The sequence below is a fragment of the Senegalimassilia anaerobia JC110 genome (assembly GCF_000236865.1).
Lineage (GTDB): Bacteria > Actinomycetota > Coriobacteriia > Coriobacteriales > Eggerthellaceae > Senegalimassilia > Senegalimassilia anaerobia.
Genome location: NZ_HE611015.1, coordinates 624,456 through 643,731 on the forward strand (window position 1 = coordinate 624,456; position 19,276 = coordinate 643,731).

The 19,276-nt window shown below is 63.6% G+C and carries 18 protein-coding genes; all 18 read right to left on the reverse strand.

Annotation, left to right across the window (positions count from 1 at the left end; all coding sequences use genetic code 11):
• Positions 1–19: 19 nt before the first annotated feature.
• The 18 genes from alaS to SFHG_RS06155 all read right to left on the reverse strand — a co-directional run bounded on the left by alaS (position 20) and on the right by SFHG_RS06155 (position 19,213).
• Complete coding sequence (gene alaS, locus SFHG_RS06070; protein ID WP_042434957.1) at positions 20–2,653, reverse strand: alanine--tRNA ligase; 2,634 nt, start codon at positions 2,651–2,653, stop codon at positions 20–22.
• Between the two features lie 49 nt (positions 2,654–2,702).
• On the reverse strand, positions 2,703–3,980 hold the full coding sequence (locus SFHG_RS06075; protein ID WP_042434960.1) for an AI-2E family transporter: 1,278 nt from the start codon (positions 3,978–3,980) through the stop codon (positions 2,703–2,705).
• A 12-nt stretch (positions 3,981–3,992) separates the two neighbouring features.
• Complete coding sequence (locus SFHG_RS06080) at positions 3,993–4,625, reverse strand: hypothetical protein (RefSeq protein WP_042434963.1); 633 nt, start codon at positions 4,623–4,625, stop codon at positions 3,993–3,995.
• A gap of 164 nt (positions 4,626–4,789) precedes the next feature.
• Positions 4,790–6,244, reverse strand: a complete 1,455-nt coding sequence (locus SFHG_RS06085; protein ID WP_081468954.1) for a replication-associated recombination protein A — start codon at positions 6,242–6,244, stop codon at positions 4,790–4,792.
• A gap of 401 nt (positions 6,245–6,645) precedes the next feature.
• Positions 6,646–8,079, reverse strand: coding sequence for a sensor histidine kinase (locus SFHG_RS06090; RefSeq protein ID WP_042434966.1), 1,434 nt, complete (start codon positions 8,077–8,079; stop codon positions 6,646–6,648).
• 11 nt (positions 8,080–8,090) lie between these two features.
• Positions 8,091–8,783, reverse strand: a complete 693-nt coding sequence (locus tag SFHG_RS06095) for a response regulator transcription factor (RefSeq protein ID WP_042434968.1) — start codon at positions 8,781–8,783, stop codon at positions 8,091–8,093.
• A gap of 12 nt (positions 8,784–8,795) precedes the next feature.
• Entirely contained in the window at positions 8,796–9,506 is a 711-nt protein-coding gene (locus SFHG_RS06100; protein ID WP_042434970.1) for a response regulator transcription factor, read from the reverse strand.
• Between the two features lie 189 nt (positions 9,507–9,695).
• Positions 9,696–10,376, reverse strand: coding sequence for a phosphate signaling complex PhoU family protein (locus tag SFHG_RS06105; protein WP_238318280.1), 681 nt, complete (start codon positions 10,374–10,376; stop codon positions 9,696–9,698).
• Positions 10,376–11,182: a phosphate ABC transporter ATP-binding protein PstB gene (gene pstB / locus SFHG_RS06110; RefSeq protein WP_081468955.1), complete on the reverse strand. Its 807-nt coding sequence runs from the start codon at positions 11,180–11,182 to the stop codon at positions 10,376–10,378. The genes SFHG_RS06105 and pstB overlap by 1 nt, the downstream gene beginning before the upstream one ends.
• 4 nt (positions 11,183–11,186) lie before the next feature.
• On the reverse strand, positions 11,187–12,011 hold the full coding sequence (locus SFHG_RS06115) for a phosphate ABC transporter ATP-binding protein (protein WP_042434983.1): 825 nt from the start codon (positions 12,009–12,011) through the stop codon (positions 11,187–11,189).
• Complete coding sequence (gene pstA / locus SFHG_RS06120; protein WP_042434986.1) at positions 12,008–12,925, reverse strand: phosphate ABC transporter permease PstA; 918 nt, start codon at positions 12,923–12,925, stop codon at positions 12,008–12,010. The genes SFHG_RS06115 and pstA overlap by 4 nt, the downstream gene beginning before the upstream one ends.
• Entirely contained in the window at positions 12,918–13,835 is a 918-nt protein-coding gene (gene pstC, locus SFHG_RS06125) for a phosphate ABC transporter permease subunit PstC (RefSeq protein WP_042434989.1), read from the reverse strand. Before pstC ends, pstA begins: the two co-directional genes overlap by 8 nt.
• Before the next feature lie 51 nt (positions 13,836–13,886).
• Positions 13,887–14,831, reverse strand: coding sequence for a phosphate ABC transporter substrate-binding protein PstS family protein (locus SFHG_RS06130; RefSeq protein WP_042434991.1), 945 nt, complete (start codon positions 14,829–14,831; stop codon positions 13,887–13,889).
• A 398-nt stretch (positions 14,832–15,229) separates the two neighbouring features.
• Positions 15,230–15,994, reverse strand: coding sequence for a mechanosensitive ion channel family protein (locus SFHG_RS06135; RefSeq protein WP_042434993.1), 765 nt, complete (start codon positions 15,992–15,994; stop codon positions 15,230–15,232).
• A gap of 82 nt (positions 15,995–16,076) precedes the next feature.
• A complete protein-coding gene (locus tag SFHG_RS06140; protein WP_042434996.1) occupies positions 16,077–16,343 on the reverse strand; it encodes a hypothetical protein in 267 nt (88 codons plus the stop codon).
• A gap of 5 nt (positions 16,344–16,348) precedes the next feature.
• On the reverse strand, positions 16,349–17,248 hold the full coding sequence (locus SFHG_RS06145; protein ID WP_042434999.1) for a homocysteine S-methyltransferase family protein: 900 nt from the start codon (positions 17,246–17,248) through the stop codon (positions 16,349–16,351).
• A gap of 867 nt (positions 17,249–18,115) precedes the next feature.
• Positions 18,116–18,937 carry a UTP--glucose-1-phosphate uridylyltransferase gene (locus SFHG_RS06150; RefSeq protein WP_042435001.1) on the reverse strand — a complete coding sequence of 274 codons (822 nt, stop codon included), beginning with the start codon at positions 18,935–18,937 and terminating at the stop codon, positions 18,116–18,118.
• Positions 18,938–19,027: 90 nt separating this feature from the next.
• Positions 19,028–19,213: a hypothetical protein gene (locus SFHG_RS06155; RefSeq protein WP_042435003.1), complete on the reverse strand. Its 186-nt coding sequence runs from the start codon at positions 19,211–19,213 to the stop codon at positions 19,028–19,030.
• Between the last annotated feature and the right edge of the window lie 63 nt (positions 19,214–19,276).

The window sequence follows — 19,276 nt, forward strand, 5'->3', positions numbered from 1 at the left end:
TGAAAACTGCAATCAAAAGCTACAGCAGCATCTTGCGAGCAGCCTCGAGCGCATCATCGATGCCCGCGGCGTTCTTGCCGCCTGCCTGCGCCATGGCCGGCTTGCCGCCGCCACCGCCCTGCACGCAGGGGGCGATGGCCTTGATGATGGCACCGGCGTTGAAGCCGGCTTCGACCGCCTCGGGCGTGCCGGCTGCCATCAGCACGGCCTTACCGTCCTTCTCGCCGATGAGCACGCACGCGCCGGGCTCCGCCATGCGAGCGGACAGGACATCCCAGCCGTTGCGCAGGCCGCCTGCATCGGCGATCTTCACACGGGAGATGACCACGGGGTAGCCGGCAGCGGACTTCACGGCGGAGCCGACGAGCTTGGTGATGTTGTCATCGGACACGATGCCCTTGGTCTGCTTGGCCTTCTTCTGGAACTCGCGCAGCTGCTTGACGTTTGCAGCGGTGCGCTCGGACACATCAAACAGCGGAACGCGCAGCTCTTCGGCGGTTTCCTTCAGCTCTGCCTCGACCTTGTTGATGTAGTCAAGGGCGCCGTAGCTGGTGACGGCCTCGATGCGGCGCACGTTAGCGCCCACGCTGGTTTCGGACGTGATCTTCATGATACCGATCTCAGCCGTGTTGGCAACATGGCAGCCGCCGCACAGCTCGCGGGAGAACCCGCCGCACTCGACGACGCGCACCTGATCGCCGTACTTCTCGCCGAACAGCGCGGTGACGCCGCTTTCGCGGGCCGCGTCAAGCGAGGTCTCGTAAATGTTGGTGGGCGTTGCGGACATGATGAACTCGTTGGCAACGCGCTCGACCTGCGTCAGCTGCTCGGCCGTAACCGCGGCGAAATGCGTGAAGTCGAAGCGAAGGCGATCGGGACCCACATAGCTGCCGGCCTGGGAGACATGCTCGCCGAGGACCTGACGCAGCGCGGCGTGCAGGATATGCGTGGCGGTATGGTTGCGCGTGACGCGTGCGCGACGATCCGCATCCACGGAAGCCGTGACGGCAGCGCCCTGGGAAAGAGAGCCCTCGAGCACCTTCACCACATGGCAGACGAGGCCCTTCTCGGGAGCCTTCGTGTCGACGACCTGAACCTTGACGCCCTCGGCCTCGATGACGCCCGTGTCTCCCACTTCGCCGCCCATCTCGGCGTAGAAGGGGGTTGCATCCAGGACCGCTTCGCCGGTCTGACCGGCCTGCAGCTCGCTCACGCGCTCGCCGTCGGCGATAAGCGCGCTGACCGTAGCTTGGGAGGAAAGCTCCTGATAGCCGACGAACTTCGTGGCGCCGAGCTCCTTGAGCAGCTCGGCATGGATGCCGCCGTACGTGGACCATGCCGCCTCAGCGTCCTTGACGTTGGCCGCACGGGCGCGATCGCGCTGCGCTTCCATGCAACGCTCGAAGCCCTCCATGTCCACGACGACGCCGCGCTCCTCGCACAGCTCGCGCGTGATGTCCACGGGGAAACCGTAGGTGTCATGCAACGTGAACGCCTGCTCGCCGGGAAGCGTGGTGCCCTCGAGCTTGTTGAGGGACTCGGACAGGAACGCGCGGCCCTGGCGTAGGTTGGCGCCGAAGCGCTCCTCCTCGGACAAGATGATGCCGCGGATGAGCTCGCGGTTGTCGATGATCTCAGGGTACACGCTGCCCATGAGCTTGACCAGCTCGTCGACGTACTCGTTGAGGAACGGCTTGTCCAGGCCAAGCATATGGCCCTTCATGACGGCGCGGCGCAGCAGGCGGCGCAACACGTAGCCGCGGCCCTCGTTGGATGGCAGGATGCCGTCGGCGATCATGAACGTGACCGAGCGGCTGTGGTCGGCCATGATGCGCAGGCACAGGTCGGCAGCCTCGTCCTTGCCGTACTCGACGCCGGCCAAGCGCTCGCCCACGCCGACCAGACTGCGAAGCACGTCGGTGTCGTAGTTGTTCGTAACGCCCTGCATGATGGCCGCCATGCGCTCAAGGCCCATGCCGGTATCGATGTTCTTGGTCTTAAGCGGGGCCAGCGTGCCATCTTCCTGGCCGTCGTACTGGGTGAACACGCAGTTCCAGTACTCCAGGAAGCGGTCGCAATCGCAGCCCGGCTTGCAGTCGGGGCTGCCGCAACCTACCTCGGGGCCCTGATCGAAGTAGATCTCGGAGCACGGGCCGCACGGGCCGGTAGGCCCGGCGCGCCAGAAGTTATCATCCTCGCCCAAACGGGAGATGTGGTCTTCGGCCACGCCGAGCGACTTCCAAATCTCGATGGTCTCGTCGTCGTCCTCGAACACGGTGAAGTACAGCTTGTCCTTCGGAAGGCCGAGCACCTCCGTGGAGAACTCGAAGGCCCATGCGCACATCTCTTGCTTGAAGTAGCAGCCGAAGCTGAAGTTGCCCAGCATCTCGAAGAACGACAGGTGGCGAGCATCGCCGATATTGTCGATGTCGTTGGTGCGCACGCACTTCTGCACCGTAGTGGTGCCGATGTATGCGGGGTCGAGCTCCTTCTGGTGCAAGAAGTAGGGCTTGAACTGCACCATGCCCGCGCTAGTGAGCAGCAGCGAGGGGTCGTCGGGGATGAGAGAGGAGGACGGCATGCGTTTGCAGCCCTTGCTCTCGAAGAACTTCAAGTACTTCTCGCGGATCTCCGCGCTAGTCATGTACTCCATGTGCCTGTCTTTCTAACTATGCCTTGCCATAAATCGGCGCGCGTGCGCCCTATTGCCGATCGCCGTCGCGACGTTGCTCTTTGCCGCGACCCACCTTCGGAAGGGAGAAGCCCGTCGAAGCGTCCGGATGAGGGGACGTTGCATCGGCGATGGGGTCGAGCGATCCGTCGGATCGGGGCGTGCCCTGGAAGAACACGCCGTCCTCGGCAACCAGCTGGCGCCCGGTTTGCTTCTCGAAATAATACACGAAAACGGACTTCATAACCGCCACGGCGGGAATAGAGGCCAGCATGCCCACAAGCGAGCCGGTGAACCCGCTCATGGCCCCGCCGATCGCGCTGCCCGCAACCAAGGCGATAAGGGTGAGCGCCGGATGGATGTCAACCGATGACGCCATGATCTTCGGAGAGACGAACGTATACACCACCTGCTGGATGATGATGGTGCCCACAAGCGCCACCAGGGCGATCCACGGGCTGACGAACACGCCCACAAGCGCCGCCAGCGCACCGCCGAGCCACGGGCCCACAATAGGAATGATGTTCAAAATGCCCGCGATGATGCCGAGTGCAGCGTAATTGGGAATGCCCGAGACGGCGAACAGCACGCCGCACGCCACCCCGATAACGCCGCACTGAATAAGCGTGCCCTTGATATAGCCGCCCATGACGCGCGTGAACGTGACGTGCAGCATATCCATGGTCTCGCGATGGGAAGGGCCCGCCAATCGCATGGTCTCGCGACCGAGCGCGGGAAGCTCGATGAGGATCCAAAACGCTATGACCAGGGCGAAACCCACCGCTATGCCCGTATTCACCACGCCTGCGCCGATGGCGACCACGCCCGTGGCGCTCTGGCGCGCCACATCGGACGCCGCTGAGCCCATAGAGGACAAGGCTTCGTTCATATAGGCTTGCACCGTGTTGTTCTGGAACACATCGGAATAGCGAGCGTACACGCCGTTGGCCCAGCCCATGAAGTCGTTGATGTAGCCGGGGATGCTCTGCACCAGGTCGGTGAACTGCTCGCCGAAGCCGAACGCCGGGGAGAGCATAAGGAAGCTGACGATCGCCAGCACGGCGAACATGAGCAGATAGGCGATGCCCGTTCCCGCCGGACGCGGCACGCCCTTGGATTCCAGCTTGTTCACCGTGCCGCGCAGGCAGAACACGATGACCAGCGTCCAAAGCAAGATGCCGATCGGGACGCTGAGGATGTTGATGAGGTAGACCGCTGCGCCTGTGAGCAGGATGGCGCCTACCGCGGTCCATACCATGAGGAACCGTCGGCGGGCCTTCTCCATCGCGACATCGGGATTGGTGGCCATGGATACCAGCTCCTAGCGCTCCTGGAAGGAATCGTTGCCCTGGGGAGCATACGTGAAGTACGCAGGCTGCTCAGGCTGGTCATCGGGCTGGACCTGCTGGGGCGCATCGTCGTCGTTTGCCTGGGCCTTGGAGGGGGTGCCACCCTGGGCATCGTCGCCTTCGTCCGGCACGCCTGCCAACGCTGCGGCTTGGGCCTTCGCCTTCGCCTCGCCAAGGGCGACCGACTCATCGCTGGCATGCTTGGACTTGAGCTTCTCGCGAACCTTGGAGGTGACGTTGTTCATGATCTCCATGGGGGCGTTCGTGGCGGCCTCGACCGCGCCCACCGCATTCGAGGCGGAGTCGGTGATGTCGCTAACATCCTCCAAGATCTGGTCGAGGCGCATGATCTCGAGATTCGCCGCATCCACGGTCAAGGACACGCGATCGACGAGCGGATCGACCTTGTCCATAGCGGGCTCGAGCGATTTCGTGATGCGTTGCACGCTTTCGAGCGTCGGGTCGAGTTGCTCCTTCATCTCGTCGACCGTGGTGCGCGTTTTGCGCACGGTGATCACAAGCTCGATCACGAACCACACCAAAGCCACGCCGAGCACCACGTACACGATAGGCAAAACCACACCCACAACTTCGCCGAAATCCACCAGACGCCTCCTTCATATATCCATATACGCCGCCAACTATAGCATGCGGTCTTGAATTCTACCCCGCCGACGCATGCGTTTACACCCGCCATTCATAGCGGTTGCAGTGCGGTTACCTTCGAAAAGACGTGGGGTTTTCCCGTTCGCTCCTTAAGAAGAAGCGCCTAACGGGCACCCGTTTCCTCGCCTTCGGAAGCATCCCGCGCGCCCGGTTTCCTCTGCCCGTTGCGCGCACCGTTCGCCTCGATATCGACCGACCTTCCCTTCAGCAGCTCGGCCCCATGATGGACCCCCGCCGCCGCATGGGGAGCCTGCGCCCTATCTCGGGCCGCGGCATCTACGCGATACGCCTCCCAACCGCGCTCGGAGGGATGATAGAAGCAACCGCGCTCAAGCCCTTCAGGCAGATAGCGCTGATCGACCCAGCCTGCAGGATAATCGTGCGGATATTTGTACACACCATAGTGCTCGGAGCCGGGACGGTGCCTGTCACGGAGATAGTCGGGGGCATCGCGCTTGGGCCCGTTGCGCACTTCCGCCAAGGCGGCATCGATGCCCGCCTCGCACGCGTTGCTTTTCGGCGCAAGAGCTATATAGGTGGCCGCCTGCGCCAAGTTGATGCGGCATTCGGGATACCCGATGACCTCCGCTGATCTGAACGCGGCCGCAGCCACCAGCAATGCCTGAGGATCGGCGTTGCCTACGTCCTCAGACGCGTGGATGAGCATACGGCGGGCGATATATTTGGGGTCCTCTCCCCCATCGATCATACGGGCGAGCCAATACAGCGCCGCATCGGGATCGGAGCCGCGCATGGACTTGATGAAGGCGGATATGATGTCGTAGTGCATATCCTTGTTCTTGTCATACGGCAATGCGCGGTGCGGCGTAGCGCTTTCCACCTGCACCTTCGTGATAACGGCAGGGTTCTCGCGCGTGCCGGGCTGCTGCATGCCCGCCGCAAGCTCGAGGGTGGTAAGCGATGCGCGGCCGTCGCCGCCCGCCAAGAGCACGATAGCGCTGCGGGCAGCCGGGTCGAGCTTATACAAGCCGTCCAGCCCGCGAGGGTCGGCAACGGCCCGGTCGACCAGCTGTGCCACATCGCCGTCGGAGAGCCCCTTGAGACCGACTACGCGCGAACGGCTGATCAGCGCGGAGTTCACTTCGAAAAACGGGTTCTCGGTGGTGGCACCCACCAGCACCACGGTGCGGTTCTCCACCGCATGGAGAAGCGCATCCTGCTGGCTGCGATTGAATCGATGGATCTCGTCCACGAACAGGATGGTACGCGAGCCGTTGAGCGCCAAGCGCTTCTCGGCGGCGTCGATTTCCCGGCGCAGGTCGGATACGGTGCCGCCGATGGCCGACACCTCCACGAACGTGGCCTTCGTGGATTCGGCGATGACGTGAGCGATGGAGGTTTTGCCGGTTCCCGCCGGGCCGTAGAGGATGACCGAGCTGACGTTGTCCTGCTCGATGGCCGCACGCAGCCAGCTGCCCGGGCCCACGGCATCCTGCTGCCCCACCACATCTTCCAGCGTTCGCGGGCGCATACGCACCGCCAGCGGCGCCACCTGCTGCTTGCGTTCGTTCTCCATTGCCGTGAATAGCGTGTCCATGACCACCCCTGCCTGTTGATTGGCAAACCATGATAGCACGCGAACGTTTGTTTGCCTAGAGAAAAACCGGGCGTCTCGCTCTGCTCGAAAAGCAACGGCTTGCCTACACCTGCTTCACCGATTCTGTCAAGACTTTACTTTGCCTTGAGGTCCCATATACTCGATATCAGGTTCCACCCTTGTCGCCGTACTTTTTGCGATGGACCGATGCTATTTCCGAGGGAGCTCAAGATAGCAAGTGAAACGGAGATTCGCGCCCGTTGGCACGAAAGCCGGGAAGCAAGCTGCGAGCACCCACCTTGTTGAGGTGGGTTCATCCTTCCGGCCGGGGGTGGGACTTTTTTCATGCCCGAATCCGGCCCGCCCCGCCATCGCACCCGCAACCATCTTGCGAAAAGCAGCTACGCCGCAGGCAGCCTGAGCACGAACGTGGTGCCCTCGCCTTGCACCCCTTCCACGCAAATCGTGCCGTGGTGGTATTGCACCGCATGTTTGACGATGGCAAGCCCCAGGCCCGTGCCGCCTGTTTCCTTCGAACGGCTTTTATCCAGACGGAAGAACCGCTCGAACACCTTTTCGCGCATCTCCTCGGGAATGCCCGACCCGGTATCGCTCACGCGCACCGTGACCACCGATTCGGGGTCCGGCTCCGCCCCTGCCGCGCGCAGCGCTTCCAAAACCTCCTCGGACGCAGCGCCCTGCGACACGCGCACCGACACGCTTCCACCGGCATGGTTGTAGCGCACCGCGTTCTCGATAAGGTTGTACAGCATCTCCTCGGCAAGCGTCTCGCTACCGTTGATATGGGCGGGCCCGCCCTTCACGGAGATGGATACGCCTTCGTCAGCGGCGAACGACTCCAAGCGTCCGGCCATCCGTCGGGCAACGGACGTCACGTCGATGGGCCGCTCCTCGCGCGCGAACGCGCTCTCGTCGAGCTTCGAAAGCGTGAGCACGTCGTTGATAAGGCCGCGCATCGCCTGCGCCTCGTCGTAGATAAGACCGGCGAACTTCTGCCGATCCTCAGGCAGCACCATGTCGTTCTTCATGAGCTCGGCATAGCCCGATATCACCTGCAACGGCGTCTTCATCTCGTGGCTGACGTTGCTGGAGAAGTCGCGGCGCATGCTTTCCGCTTCGGCAAGCTCCTTGTTCTGCTTCTTGAGCTGCGTCTGCTGATCGTCAATGCGCTGGAGCAGCGGCACCATTTCCCCGTAGATGTCGTTTTCCAAAGGCTCCGCCATGTCAAGGGCATCGATAGGCTTCATGATGTGGCGCGTGAGCAGCCGGGATAGCAAAAACACCAATCCGGCGACGACCACGAGCGCGAACAGCGTGGGCACGAGCATCTCGCCCAAGAAGGCGAACAGGGAATGACGGGTTTCAGACAGGCGGACAATGCGCCCATCGGAGAGCTTCTCGGCGGCATACACCGTATCGGTGCCCAAGGTTTCCGAATAGCGCATGCTCACCGCCTCGCCCGTGCGCGCGGCCTTGCTGACCTCGGGACGGGAGGCGTGGTTGTCCATCTGACCGGCATCCGCCTGGCTATCGTAGAGCACCAGGCCGCTTTCGCTGATAAGCGTGTAGCGGGTGATGCCGCTGAACTGCTGGGACAAGACGGTGGTCACATCGGCCGCCGGAGCCTCGTCAAGGGATGCCGCCGCCCGGCCGGCCTCCTGGACCAGGGCCTGCTCGGCATCGTGCTCGTAGGAGTAATAGAAGATGCTGACCATCACCGCGGAAAAGGCCAAAAGAATCCCCAGGGAAAACGCCAAAACGGTGGTGAAGATGCGGCCGGCAAGGCTTTTAACGTGATCGGGCGAAGGGCTCATGCGGCAAACCTCTATTCCGGCTGTCTGATGCTGTAACCCACGCCACGCACGGTTTTGATGCAGACATCGGCACCCGGGCATGCGGCGGAAAGCTTCTGGCGCAGCGTTTGGATGTGCACGTCGACGGTGCGCGTCTCGCCCACGAACGTCATGCCCCACACATCCTCGAGCAGCTGACCGCGCGACAGCACGCGCCCGACGTTGCGAATCAGCGCGCGCAGCAGGTCGAACTCCTTGAGCGTGAGCTCGACGGGGACGCCGCCTGCAGAAACGGTATGCTCGAGCACGCGCAGCTCGATGGGCCCGCACTCCAGCACATCGCCGGCGGGCGCGGTTGGCGCCGCGGCGCGGCGCAAGAGCGCATTCACGCGGCTGACCAGCTCCATCATGCCAAAGGGTTTGGCCAGGTAATCGTCGGCGCCCGCATCAAGACCGCTGACTTTGTCGAACTCGGTGCCTTTCGCCGTGAGCATCATGACGGGAAGGAACTTGGTCGCCGGGTCCTCGCGCAGGCGGCGGAGAACCTCGAGCCCATCGACCTCGGGCAACATGATGTCGAGCAACACCAAGTCGGGAAGCGATTCTCGGCAAGCATCGAAGAAGTCGCCGGCATGGGCGAAGCCCGCCGCCTCAAGGCCCGCCTGCTTGAGCGCGTACACCGTCAAATCGCGGATATTCGTGTCGTCTTCCAAGTAGTAGATCATGCTTGCACCTCGTTATTCCACAACCGAATCGTCTGGACGCGGGCCCGCCAGGCGATAACCGACCCCACGCACCGTCTCCACAGCATCGGCATGCTCGCCGAGCTTTTGCCGAAGCGTGAGCACGTGCATGTCGACCGTGCGACTGCCGCCGCCGAAATCCCAGCCCCACACGTTTTGCAGGAGCTTCTCGCGCGACAGCACGACGCCGGGATGGCGCATCATATACGCCAGCAAATCGAATTCGCGCATGGTAAGCGCCACGGGCGCCCCGTCGACGAGCAGCTCGCGCGCCTGGAAATCCAGGGAAAGGGCGCCCAGGCTCAGAACGTCCTCGCAACGGCCGCCTCCCCAATCGGGAGCACGGCGCAGCATGGCGCGCACGCGGCTCACCATCTCCATCATACCGAAAGGCTTCGTGATGTACTCGTCGGCCCCGGCATCCAACGCCCGCACGATGTCCAGCTCCGAGTTTTTAGCCGTGACCATCATAACGGGCACGCGAGAAAGCTTGCCGGGCGTGCTGCGGATGCGCTTGAGGATTTCCAGGCCATCGACGTCGGGAAGCATGATGTCCAAAACCACCACATCCGGGATGTTTTTGGCGCATGCGGCTCGAAACGCCGCATCATCGGGCTGCCCTTCGGCCTGGATGCCCGACTGCGTCAAGGCGTACAGCACCAGCTGACGGATGTTCTCATCATCCTCGACATAGTAGACAGCCACCTGTCACGCACCCCTTCCACAGCCGAAGCGCCAGATGCGACGCGAACCCTGCGCCCCGCTGCCGCGGTGCTCGGGGATCGGACAGCCCACCGGGCTGTCCGACATAGTAGACAGTCAACCCCTACGCACCCCTTCCACAGCCGAAGCGCCGGATGCGACGCGAACCCTGCGCCCCGCCGCCGCGGCGCGCTACCCTTCGGCGTTTTCCTTACCCGCAGAGTTTAGCGTATGCTCGCCCGTTGCGCGGAAAACGGCCCAGCTTGCGATGCGCTCGGCATCGTCGCCCATGCGCTCGAAGTACTTCGCCACCATGAGCAGCTCCGGCAGATGGCTGGCGCCCTGCGTCTCGCTGCGGATCAGATCGACCACCACCTGCTCGCAGCGATCGTACAGTTCGTCCACCCCGTCGTCCATGGCGAACACGCGCTGGGCAAGCGCGGCATCTGCCTGGGAGAACGCCTTCGTGGCAAGCGAGACCATGTTCGACACCTTGTCGGTGGCCTCGGCGAACTCGCTTTGCAGGTGCGAGACGGCCTTCGGCGTAAGCTGCTGGGAGAGGTACGCGACGTCGCGCGTCATCTCGTCGATATGCGCCAAGTCGCCGACCAGGCGAAACGCTCCGGTCACCTCCCGCAGATCGTCGGCCACCAGCGGTTGCTGCATAAGCATGATGTCAAGGCAGCCGTCCTCGATGGCCTCGCGCAGCCTGCGCGCGGCCTTGCTGCCGGAAAGCACGCTTTCGGCGGCATCGGCGTCGCCGGCAAGCGCACGGCCCGCGGCCCGAACGTCGAGCACCGTCTTCTCGGACAGCTGATTGACCAGCGCGCCCAGCTCCTCCAACTTGTTGATGTAACGGGTACGGGTCTTCATCAGCTGAACCTTCCTGTCAGGTAGTCTTTCGTCTTCTGCTGCACGGGGTTGCCGAACAGCTGCTTGGTCGGCCCGGATTCCACCAGCTCTCCCAGGTAGAAGAAGGCCGTCTTGTCGGCCACGCGCGTGGCCTGCTGCATGTTATGCGTGACCACCACTACGGTTCGCTCGCGGGCAAGCTGCACCATCAGCTCCTCGACGAGCGCCGTGGAGATGGGGTCGAGGGCGCTCGTGGGCTCATCCATGAGCAACACCTCGGGCTGCGTGGCCAAAGCGCGCGCGATGCACAGGCGCTGCTGCTGGCCACCGGAAAGCCCCAGACCCGATTGGCCCAGCTTATCGCGCACCTCGTCCCACAGGCCGGCATCGCGCAGGCACCTCTCCACCAGCTCGTCGGCCTCGGCGCGCCCGAGCCTGCGCATGCGGCGCGGTCCGTACAGGATGTTGTCGCGGATGGACATGGGGAACGGGTTGGGGTGCTGGAACACCATGCCCACCCTCACGCGCAGCTCGTTGGCATCGCCGCTGAAGATGTCGCGCCCTGCCACCTCGATGGCGCCTTCGGTGCGCACGGTGGGAACGAAGTCGCACATGCGATTGAAGGTACGCAGCAGCGTTGACTTGCCGCAACCGGAAGGCCCGATGAACGCGGTGGCGCAGTTCTTCGGGATGTCGAGCGTAACCCCCTTAAGCGCCTGGAAATCGCCGTACCACAGGTTGAAATCGCGAATGGAGATCATGGGCTCGTCGACCTGGGCGCCCGCATCGCGCACCGCCGCGCCCTGCTCGTTTTCGAAATCGGTCATATGATCAGCCGAACCTTCCCGTCAGATAGTCTTGCAAACGCTTATCCTCCGGCTGGCTGAACAGGCGCTTGGTAGGGCCGGTCTCCACCATATCGCCCACGTAGAAAAACGCCGTGTTGTCGGAAACGCGCGTCGCCTGCTCCATGTTGTGCGTCACGATGATGGCGCAGATGCCCGACTCGGCGATGGAGCGGATGGTCTCCTCCACCGTGAACGTGGAGATGGGGTCGAGCGCGCTGCACGGCTCGTCGAACAGCACCACGTCGGGATGCATGGCGAGCGTGCGGGCGATGCACAGGCGCTGCTGCTGGCCGCCGGAGAGGGTATAGGCGCTCTCGTCGAGCTTATCGCGCACCTCGTCCCACAACGCGCCGGCGCGCAGGCTCTGCTCCACCAGCGCATCGCAATCCTCCTTGCCGCTCACCAGGCCGTGGCGCTTGGGGGCGAACAGGATGTTGTCGCGAATGGATTTGCGGAACGGCGTAGGCTGCTGGAACACCATGCCAATGGATTTGCGCAGCTCGAACAGGTTCTCCTTGCGCGTGTTGATGTTGCGGCCGTGATAGAGCGCCTCGCCGCCGATCTTGCACTTGGGGATCTCGCGGTTCATAAGGTTGAGACAGCGCAGAAACGTGGATTTGCCGCAGCCGGACGGGCCGATCAGCGCCGTCACCTGCCCCGCCGCGAAGTCGAGCGACGTGGGATGCAGGGCCTCGTTGCTCCCATAGCATACGGTCAGATCGCGCGTGCTCAAAAGCGTCCCGCCGTCGGACCGACTGTCGCCTACCTGAAGCGCACAAGCGCCTACCGATTCGTTTTCCCTGCTCATTCGCTGGTCAGCCTCCTTTCCAGATACTTGCCGATCACGCGTGCCAGGATATTGAACGCCAGGATGCACACCATGAGCACCGCCGCGGTGCCGTTGGAGATGGCCGTCAGATCGGGCACGACGCCCTCGCTGTTGATCTTCCAGATATGCACCGCCAGGGTCTCGGCCGGGCGGAACACGTTCCACGGGCACGACGGGCTGGAGAAGTCCAGGCACGTGAAGTCGAGCACCGGGGCGGACTGGCCGGCCGTGAAGATCAGCGCCGCCGCCTCGCCGAACACGCGGCCCGCGGAGAGCACCACGCCGGTGACGATGGCGGGCATGGCGGCGGGAAGCAGCACGTGGATGGTGGTTTCCCAACGCGTCAGACCCATCGCAAGGCCCGCATCGCGCTGGCTGCGCGGCACGTCCTCGAGCGCCTGCTGGATGACCCGCACGAGGATGGGGATGTTGAACATGGTCAACGCCACCGCGCCGGCGATGATGGAGAAGCCCCAGCCCATGTACAGCACGAAGAACAAGAAGCCGAACAAGCCCACGACCACCGACGGCAAACTGGACAGCGTCTCGATGGCGGTCTTCGCCACCGCCGTGATGGCGTTGTCGGGCGCATACTGCGACAGGAAGATGGCCGCACCCAGGGAAAGCGGCACGCTGATAAGCAGCGTGAGAACCAGAAGATAGAAGCTGTTGAACAGCTCGGGGCCGATGCCGCCGCCCTCCTTGAACTGCTGGGGCTTGCCCGTGAGGAAGTTCAGGTCGAACAGCTTCGGCGCGCCCGCCACCAGAATGTAGGTCACGATGGCCGCGAGCATGAGCATGACGAAGGCAGCGATGCTCACCAGCACGCCGGTGGCGATGCGGTCCTGCCGGTTGATGCGGCGCACGTGCGCCGACATATCGAAGTTAGCCATGTTTCGCCGCCCCCTTATGCCCGATGAGGTGGATGATGACGATAAACACGAGCGACATGGCCAACAGCAGCAGCGCCAGCGACCACAGCACATCGTTGTAGACCGTGCCCATGGCCTCGTTGCCCATGCCCATGGTCAGCACGCTGGTCAGCGTGGAAGCGGGCGTGAACAGGCCGGAAGGCATCTGGATGGCGTTGCCGATGACCATCTGCACCGCCAGGGCCTCGCCGAAGGCGCGCGTCATGCCCAAGATGACCGCCGTCATCAGCGACGGCGCCGCGCTTTTGAGCACCACGTTCCAAATGGTCTGCCAGCGCGTGCATCCCAGCGCGTAGCTGCCCTCGCGGTACTCGTGCGGCACGGCGGCCAGCGCGTCGATCGACAGGCTGGTGATGGTCGGCAAGACCATGATGGCCAGCACCACGGCGCTCGAGAAGATGCCGAAACCGGTGATGGTCTGACCCATGGCGGCAGCCGCATCGCGCACCCAGGCCACGATGATCGTCAAGCCGATAAGGCCGTAAACCACCGACGGGATGCCCACCAAAAGCTCCAGAAGCGGCTGGAACACGCGGCGGCCGAATCGCGGGGCCACTTCCACCACGAAGATGGCGCTGCCGAACGCGATGGGCAGCGCGAACAACGTCGACAGCAACGTGACGGAGAACGAGCCCGCGATCATGGGAAGCGCGCCCACCGTGGGCATGCCGCTCGCGTCCTCCTGATGCGGGTTCCACGTGGTTCCCGTCAAAAACGAACCGAGGTCGATGCCGTCGGCGGTAAACGTTGCGATACCGCGTCCGGCGACCATGGCGACAAGCGTGACGACGAGAAGCGCCACGAGCGCGATGCACGCGCCCGTGGCGCCCCGACCGACCCGCTCGACGCGTGCTTTCGCCATCAAGGCCATATGCGCGCGTCTCCTTTCGAAACTCGTTGACTCGATGCGGGTACGGCGAACCTACTTGTTGGACACCTTGCCGGAAGCGTCCTTCTCCACCTTCATGCCGGACATGGGGATATAGCCCTGCTGCTCCACCAGGCCGCCCTGCACCTCTTCGCCCATCATGTACTCCAGGAACGCCTTCGTGGCCTCATCGGGGCTGGCAGCGGTGTACATGTGCTCGTAGGACCAGATCTTCCAGGAGTTGTCCTCGACGTTTTGCGCGTCCGGTTCCACGCCGTCGACCTTGAGGGCCTTGAAGCTGCTGTCGAAGTAGGAGAACGCCACGTAGGAGATGGCGCCGGGGGTGCTGGCGACCATCTTGGCGGCAGTGCCCGAGGAATCCTGCTCCTGCGGCTTGAAGGAATCAGGCACCTTCGTGCCGGCCAGGACGACGTCCTCGAACGTGGCGCGCGTGCCGGAACCGGAAGCGCGGTTGATGACGGTGATCGGAGCGTCGGCGCCGCCGACCTCGCTCCAGTTGGCGATCTCGCCCGTGAAGATCTTCTTCAGGTCCTCGAGCTTGATGTCGTCGATGGCCACGTCGGCGTTGACGATCGGGGCCATGCCGACGATGCACACCTTGTTATCGGCGATCTTGGAGATGTCGGAGGAATCCTTCAGCTTGGACTCGGCGAACACGTCGGAGTTGCCGATTTGCACGGCGCCCTGCGCGATCTGCGTGACGCCCTGACCGGAACCGCCGCCCTGAACGGTGATCTGGACGCCGGGGTTCTCCTGCATGAACCGCTCCGCGGCCGCCTCGCACAGCGGCTGCAGCGCGGTGGAGCCCACCGCCGTGATGGTGCCGGAAAGCGCCTTCTTACCGGAGGCGGCGTTGCCGGACTCGGCGGAGCCGCCGTTGGAACCCGAGCAACCTGCCAGACCGAAACCGGCGACGGCCAGCGCGGACATGCCGGCGATGCCGATGAAGCTGCGGCGGCTGATGTAAGAACCCTGCATAGTACGTGTACTCCCTTCGGATGTCTTCTCATGCAAAACGAACTTGCAGGTGAGGATGATACGCGCACCATCGGCCAGAGCACGGCCGCAAGCGCGGTCCATGACCGAAGTGTGACAAGGTTTTACGTGCGGCTTACAAGCCGGGCCGGAGCGCTTTACAAACCGCCCGCTTCGCTGCAAGCGCTTTACCTGGGCTTGTTGCACGAATAAGGCGAAAGGAAGGGCGGTTTGCGAAACCCGCACGCCCGCAGGCGAAACGGGGCAAGCGCACCAAGGCGAAGAGACGGTATCATCGCCATCAAAGCGAACGGGCGTGGCCCCTTCCATATGCGAAAAAGCCAAGGGCTCCGGAAGCATCTGCCTCCGAAGCCCTTGGCCCATTTGTATGCGAAATTCGATTATTGCCTGGTCAGCGGTGCAATGGCGCGCAACACGGCATCCTTCGCCGGCGTGGCGTCATCGCCGCTTGCCATGGTGAAGATGAGCGATCCGGCGAAACCGACGTCGACGACCTCGGTGAACCACAAACGCGGGTCCGCCTCCACCGCGCCCACCCGGCGCGCCGCGGCAAGCGCCGCCTGCTCGATGCGCCGCGCCCGCTCGTCAAGGTCCTCGCCGCCGCCTTCCACCACCAGGGAAAGCGTCACCTTGCCCGTAGGCGGCAGGTGCACGAGCGACGTCTTGTTGATGATGGAGTTAGGGATGACCACCGTCTCGCCCTTGGAGTTGGTGATGGTGGTATGGCGCCAGTTCACGTCCTTCACAACGCCCGCAGCGCCGCCGACCGAGATGTTGTCGCCCGGCGATACGATACGCAGCAGGCTGACCTGCACGCCGCCGATGAGGTTGGAGATGGTGTCTTGGAAGCCCAGCGAAATGGCGATGCCGCCGATGCCCAGCGCCGTGATAGCGGCCGACACGTCCACGCCGAAGCACGTGGACAGTACGACCGATCCGCCCACCACCCACACGATGGCGCGCCCGATGTTGATGAAGATCGACGACGAGGGCAGCTCGTCGGAATAGTTGAGCACGCGGCGCAGGAACTTCGTGAGCAGATGCCCGATCACCGCCGTGACCACGATGATGACTACGGCGGTTATGAGCGTGCCCAGCCACGCGTTGCCCACCGCCGATATGATGCCGTGCTCGAAATCCTCCATATAAGGAAAGCCCCTTCTGCGGGATGACCCGCTTCAAACCACAGGACCGCGCCCGAGGCGGAACGCGGCCCCGCAAGAACCGTTATTCCACCGTGCCGTACACCTGACCCCAGGCATGCCCGCCGATAGCCGAGTTCAGCTGATCGCACAGACGCTGGCGCGTGTAGGTGCCCGGCGGCAACAAGGCGATGATCTCGTCGAGGTCGTCGGGCAGATCGAACGACTCGGCCGTGACGACCACGTCAAGTCGCCGCACGAACTTCCCGCCGTCGGCGAACACTGAATCGACAACGCGCTGCAGCTGGCCGTAATGCTCGCTGCGGCGCGTGTTCGTCGCAAGCTTCGCCATAGCGGCTACGCCTCCACGTCGGGTCGATGCGCATCGAGGCCTTCCGTCGCCGCGACCAGAGCGCCGGCATAGGCGGGCGTGGCCTGGCCGGTTGCGCGCAGGAACTGCGCGCCGGCCGCCCGAAGATGCTGGGCCGCCTCCATCATGACGTCGGGGCGATGATACGGGTTTTCCGGCGTTGCCTGGCGCTGACGGGGGTTGTGCTCCACGACGTCGAGCTGCGCGAGCACGGGCAAGGGCAGCTTCGCCGCCTGCTGCGCAAGCTCGCAGGCGCGCTCGACGGGGGCCAGCGTGCAAAAGCCGGCAACGCTCGCCTCGAACTCGGCCATCACGTCGAGCGCCTCATCGAAGCCGTGGCGTCCATCTGCCAGCATGCCGTCGACGCCCACGTTCACGGAAGCGAACACGGGCAGGCCGCTGACCTGGCGTAGGCCCATGAGCGCACACTTCAGGTCGCTTGGGTTGGTGAACCCGTTCAAGAAGAAGCCATCAAGGGAAAGCCCCTCGAAGGCGCGCGCCGCGCGGGCGTATTGGTCGCGGTTCTCGTTGAGCGACGCCTTGCTGGACGCATCGAGCGGCAGACCGCACGGCCCAAGCTCGACCAGCACATGCTGGGGGCGCAGCTTCGCGGCGCACGAGACGGCGGCGCGGGCAAGCTCGGGCAGGCGCTCGGCCATGCCCCGATGCGCCAGGCGCGCCGGGGTCATGCCGGCCGTTTCGGTGACAAGGCACTGCACGCCCGCCATAAGGTTCAGGCGAAGGGCGTCCTCGACGGCCTCCGGTTCCATAAGCGTGGCATATTCCACATCGCCGTCGAGCTCGAACCCTTGGCGCGCGAGCACGGGGGCGACGGGGCTGGACAGCACGAGCATATCGCGGTGGAACCGCAGCTGGATATCAGGCATGGATGTTTCCTTTCGACCTGAACATGATACCAAAGGGCCCAAGGAGCCCGGCAAAGGGGCATCGCAGGCACACAAGCGCTACCCACACCCGCGCTCCATAAGGTTACGGGAAGAGAACATTGGCTTTCATCAGGGGAAACCGCTGTGTTACCGCCCTGCCCCCGTCCGCTTGGCAACGGAACGGTAACGGCGTCTCCTGGGCATTCACATTCCGTTCACGAGCGCATCACCCCAAAGCCACTCCCCGGACACGCCCGCTTCAACATCGGCCGGTATAGTAGGCCTTGCAAGCGGGACATCCCCTTTCCACCGCTTGTCTGCTCCCCATAGCAGATCGCGATGCTAAAGCATCGTTCCTCCCCTCCTTTCGGGCCGCAAGTTTCCCCCTTTTCACTTGCGGCCCATCCCTTTTCTCGGGCACGAAACGCAGCCGCCCTTCCGCCGGCTTCACAAAATGCGCAAGCCGCTGCCATAACGCCTTCAACGTCGATGGCTATACTACGTATCAGCGAACGGAAAGGTTCCCCTCCTTCCTCCGTCGCTCTGCTTTCTCCTTAAAAGCAGTTAATCGGCGCCAACGAACCGGCGCCGTATATCCCCTCCTTAATGGCCCCGGCAGGTTCCCCTTCCTGCCGGGGCCGCTCCTTTTTTCGAGCCTTCCCGCACCTCGCCCGCAGGCTCCTCAAGCCACATGAACGCCGAAGAATTCGCAACCATGCCATCCGGCATCCGACCCCTCGCGGTCGCGTTTTCCCTAAAGCCCAGTACATCCACGGCTTTACCCAGTCGATCAGCCCCCCTGACAATGAAAAGGCCGCCCGGTGCATCACCGAGCGGCCCAGCCGTCACAGGTTTTCGCCGAAGACCTTAGGCCTTCTTGCCGTATTTACGCTCGAACAGGATGTTGTTCGTCTCCAGCCAGCTTTCCACGGTGCCGGTGTCGAAACCGTCCTGCGGATCGATGACGAGCGCGTACATCTCCTCCTCCTTGAGCACCGCGTCCAGCGCGTCGGTCAGCTGGATCTCGCCGCCGACGGTGGGCTTGGCCTCGGCCAGAAGCTTCATCACGCGCGCGGACAGCAGGTAGCGGCCGAACACGGCCAGGTTGGAGGGCGCATCCTCGAGCGCGGGCTTCTCCACCAGGCCGTCGATCTTCCACACATCGTCGGAGATGGCGGAGCCGGCGATGACGCCGAAGCGGTTCACCTGGTCATCGGGCACGGGCATGACGGCGATGACCGAGGCGCCGTTGTGCTCGTCGGAGACCTTCTGCATGGCGGGCAGCATGTTGTTGTCGGGGACCAGGACGTCGCCGAGCAGCACGTAGAACGGCTCGTCGCCCGTCTTCTCGGCAGCGCAGTGCACGGCGTGACCCAGGCCCAGCGGCTCGTCCTGATACACGTAGCTGACGTTGAGGTTGCCGGCATGCTCCACGGCGTCGGCGTACTTGTCCTTGCCGCGCTCGCGCAGCATGGACACCAGCTCGGGATTCGGCGAGAAGTGCTCCTCGATGGACTTCTTCTCGCGGCTGTTCACGATGACCACCTCGTCGGCGGCCGACGCCAGGCCCTCTTCCACGATGTACTGGATGACGGGACGGTCCACGACGAGAAGCATTTCCTTGGGCTGAGCCTTCGTGGCCGGCAGGAAGCGCGAGCCGAGGCCGGCAGCGGGGATAATAGCCTTCATATAAGGTTTACCTTTCTTCGGGGGAATAGACGCGAAGCGCCGCGAGACGCGGCGCTTCGTCGATTCGCTTCGGCAATTGTAGCACGCAGGCTATTCGGCCTTCAGTTCCGCCACAGCCTCTTCAAGCACGGCGATCTGCTTCTCGGTCTTCTTCAAACCGCTGATGGAAACGAACACGTAGATGAGCAGCACGGCCCACATAAGCGCATAGGCCGCGATGATGAACGGCATGGACGGGATGACGGTGCTGTAGATGTCGGCAAGTACGGGATTCATGGGATGCTCCTTCGATCAAGCGCCCCTGGGGCGCGAACGTTTGCTAACGGGTAACGGGGCTCG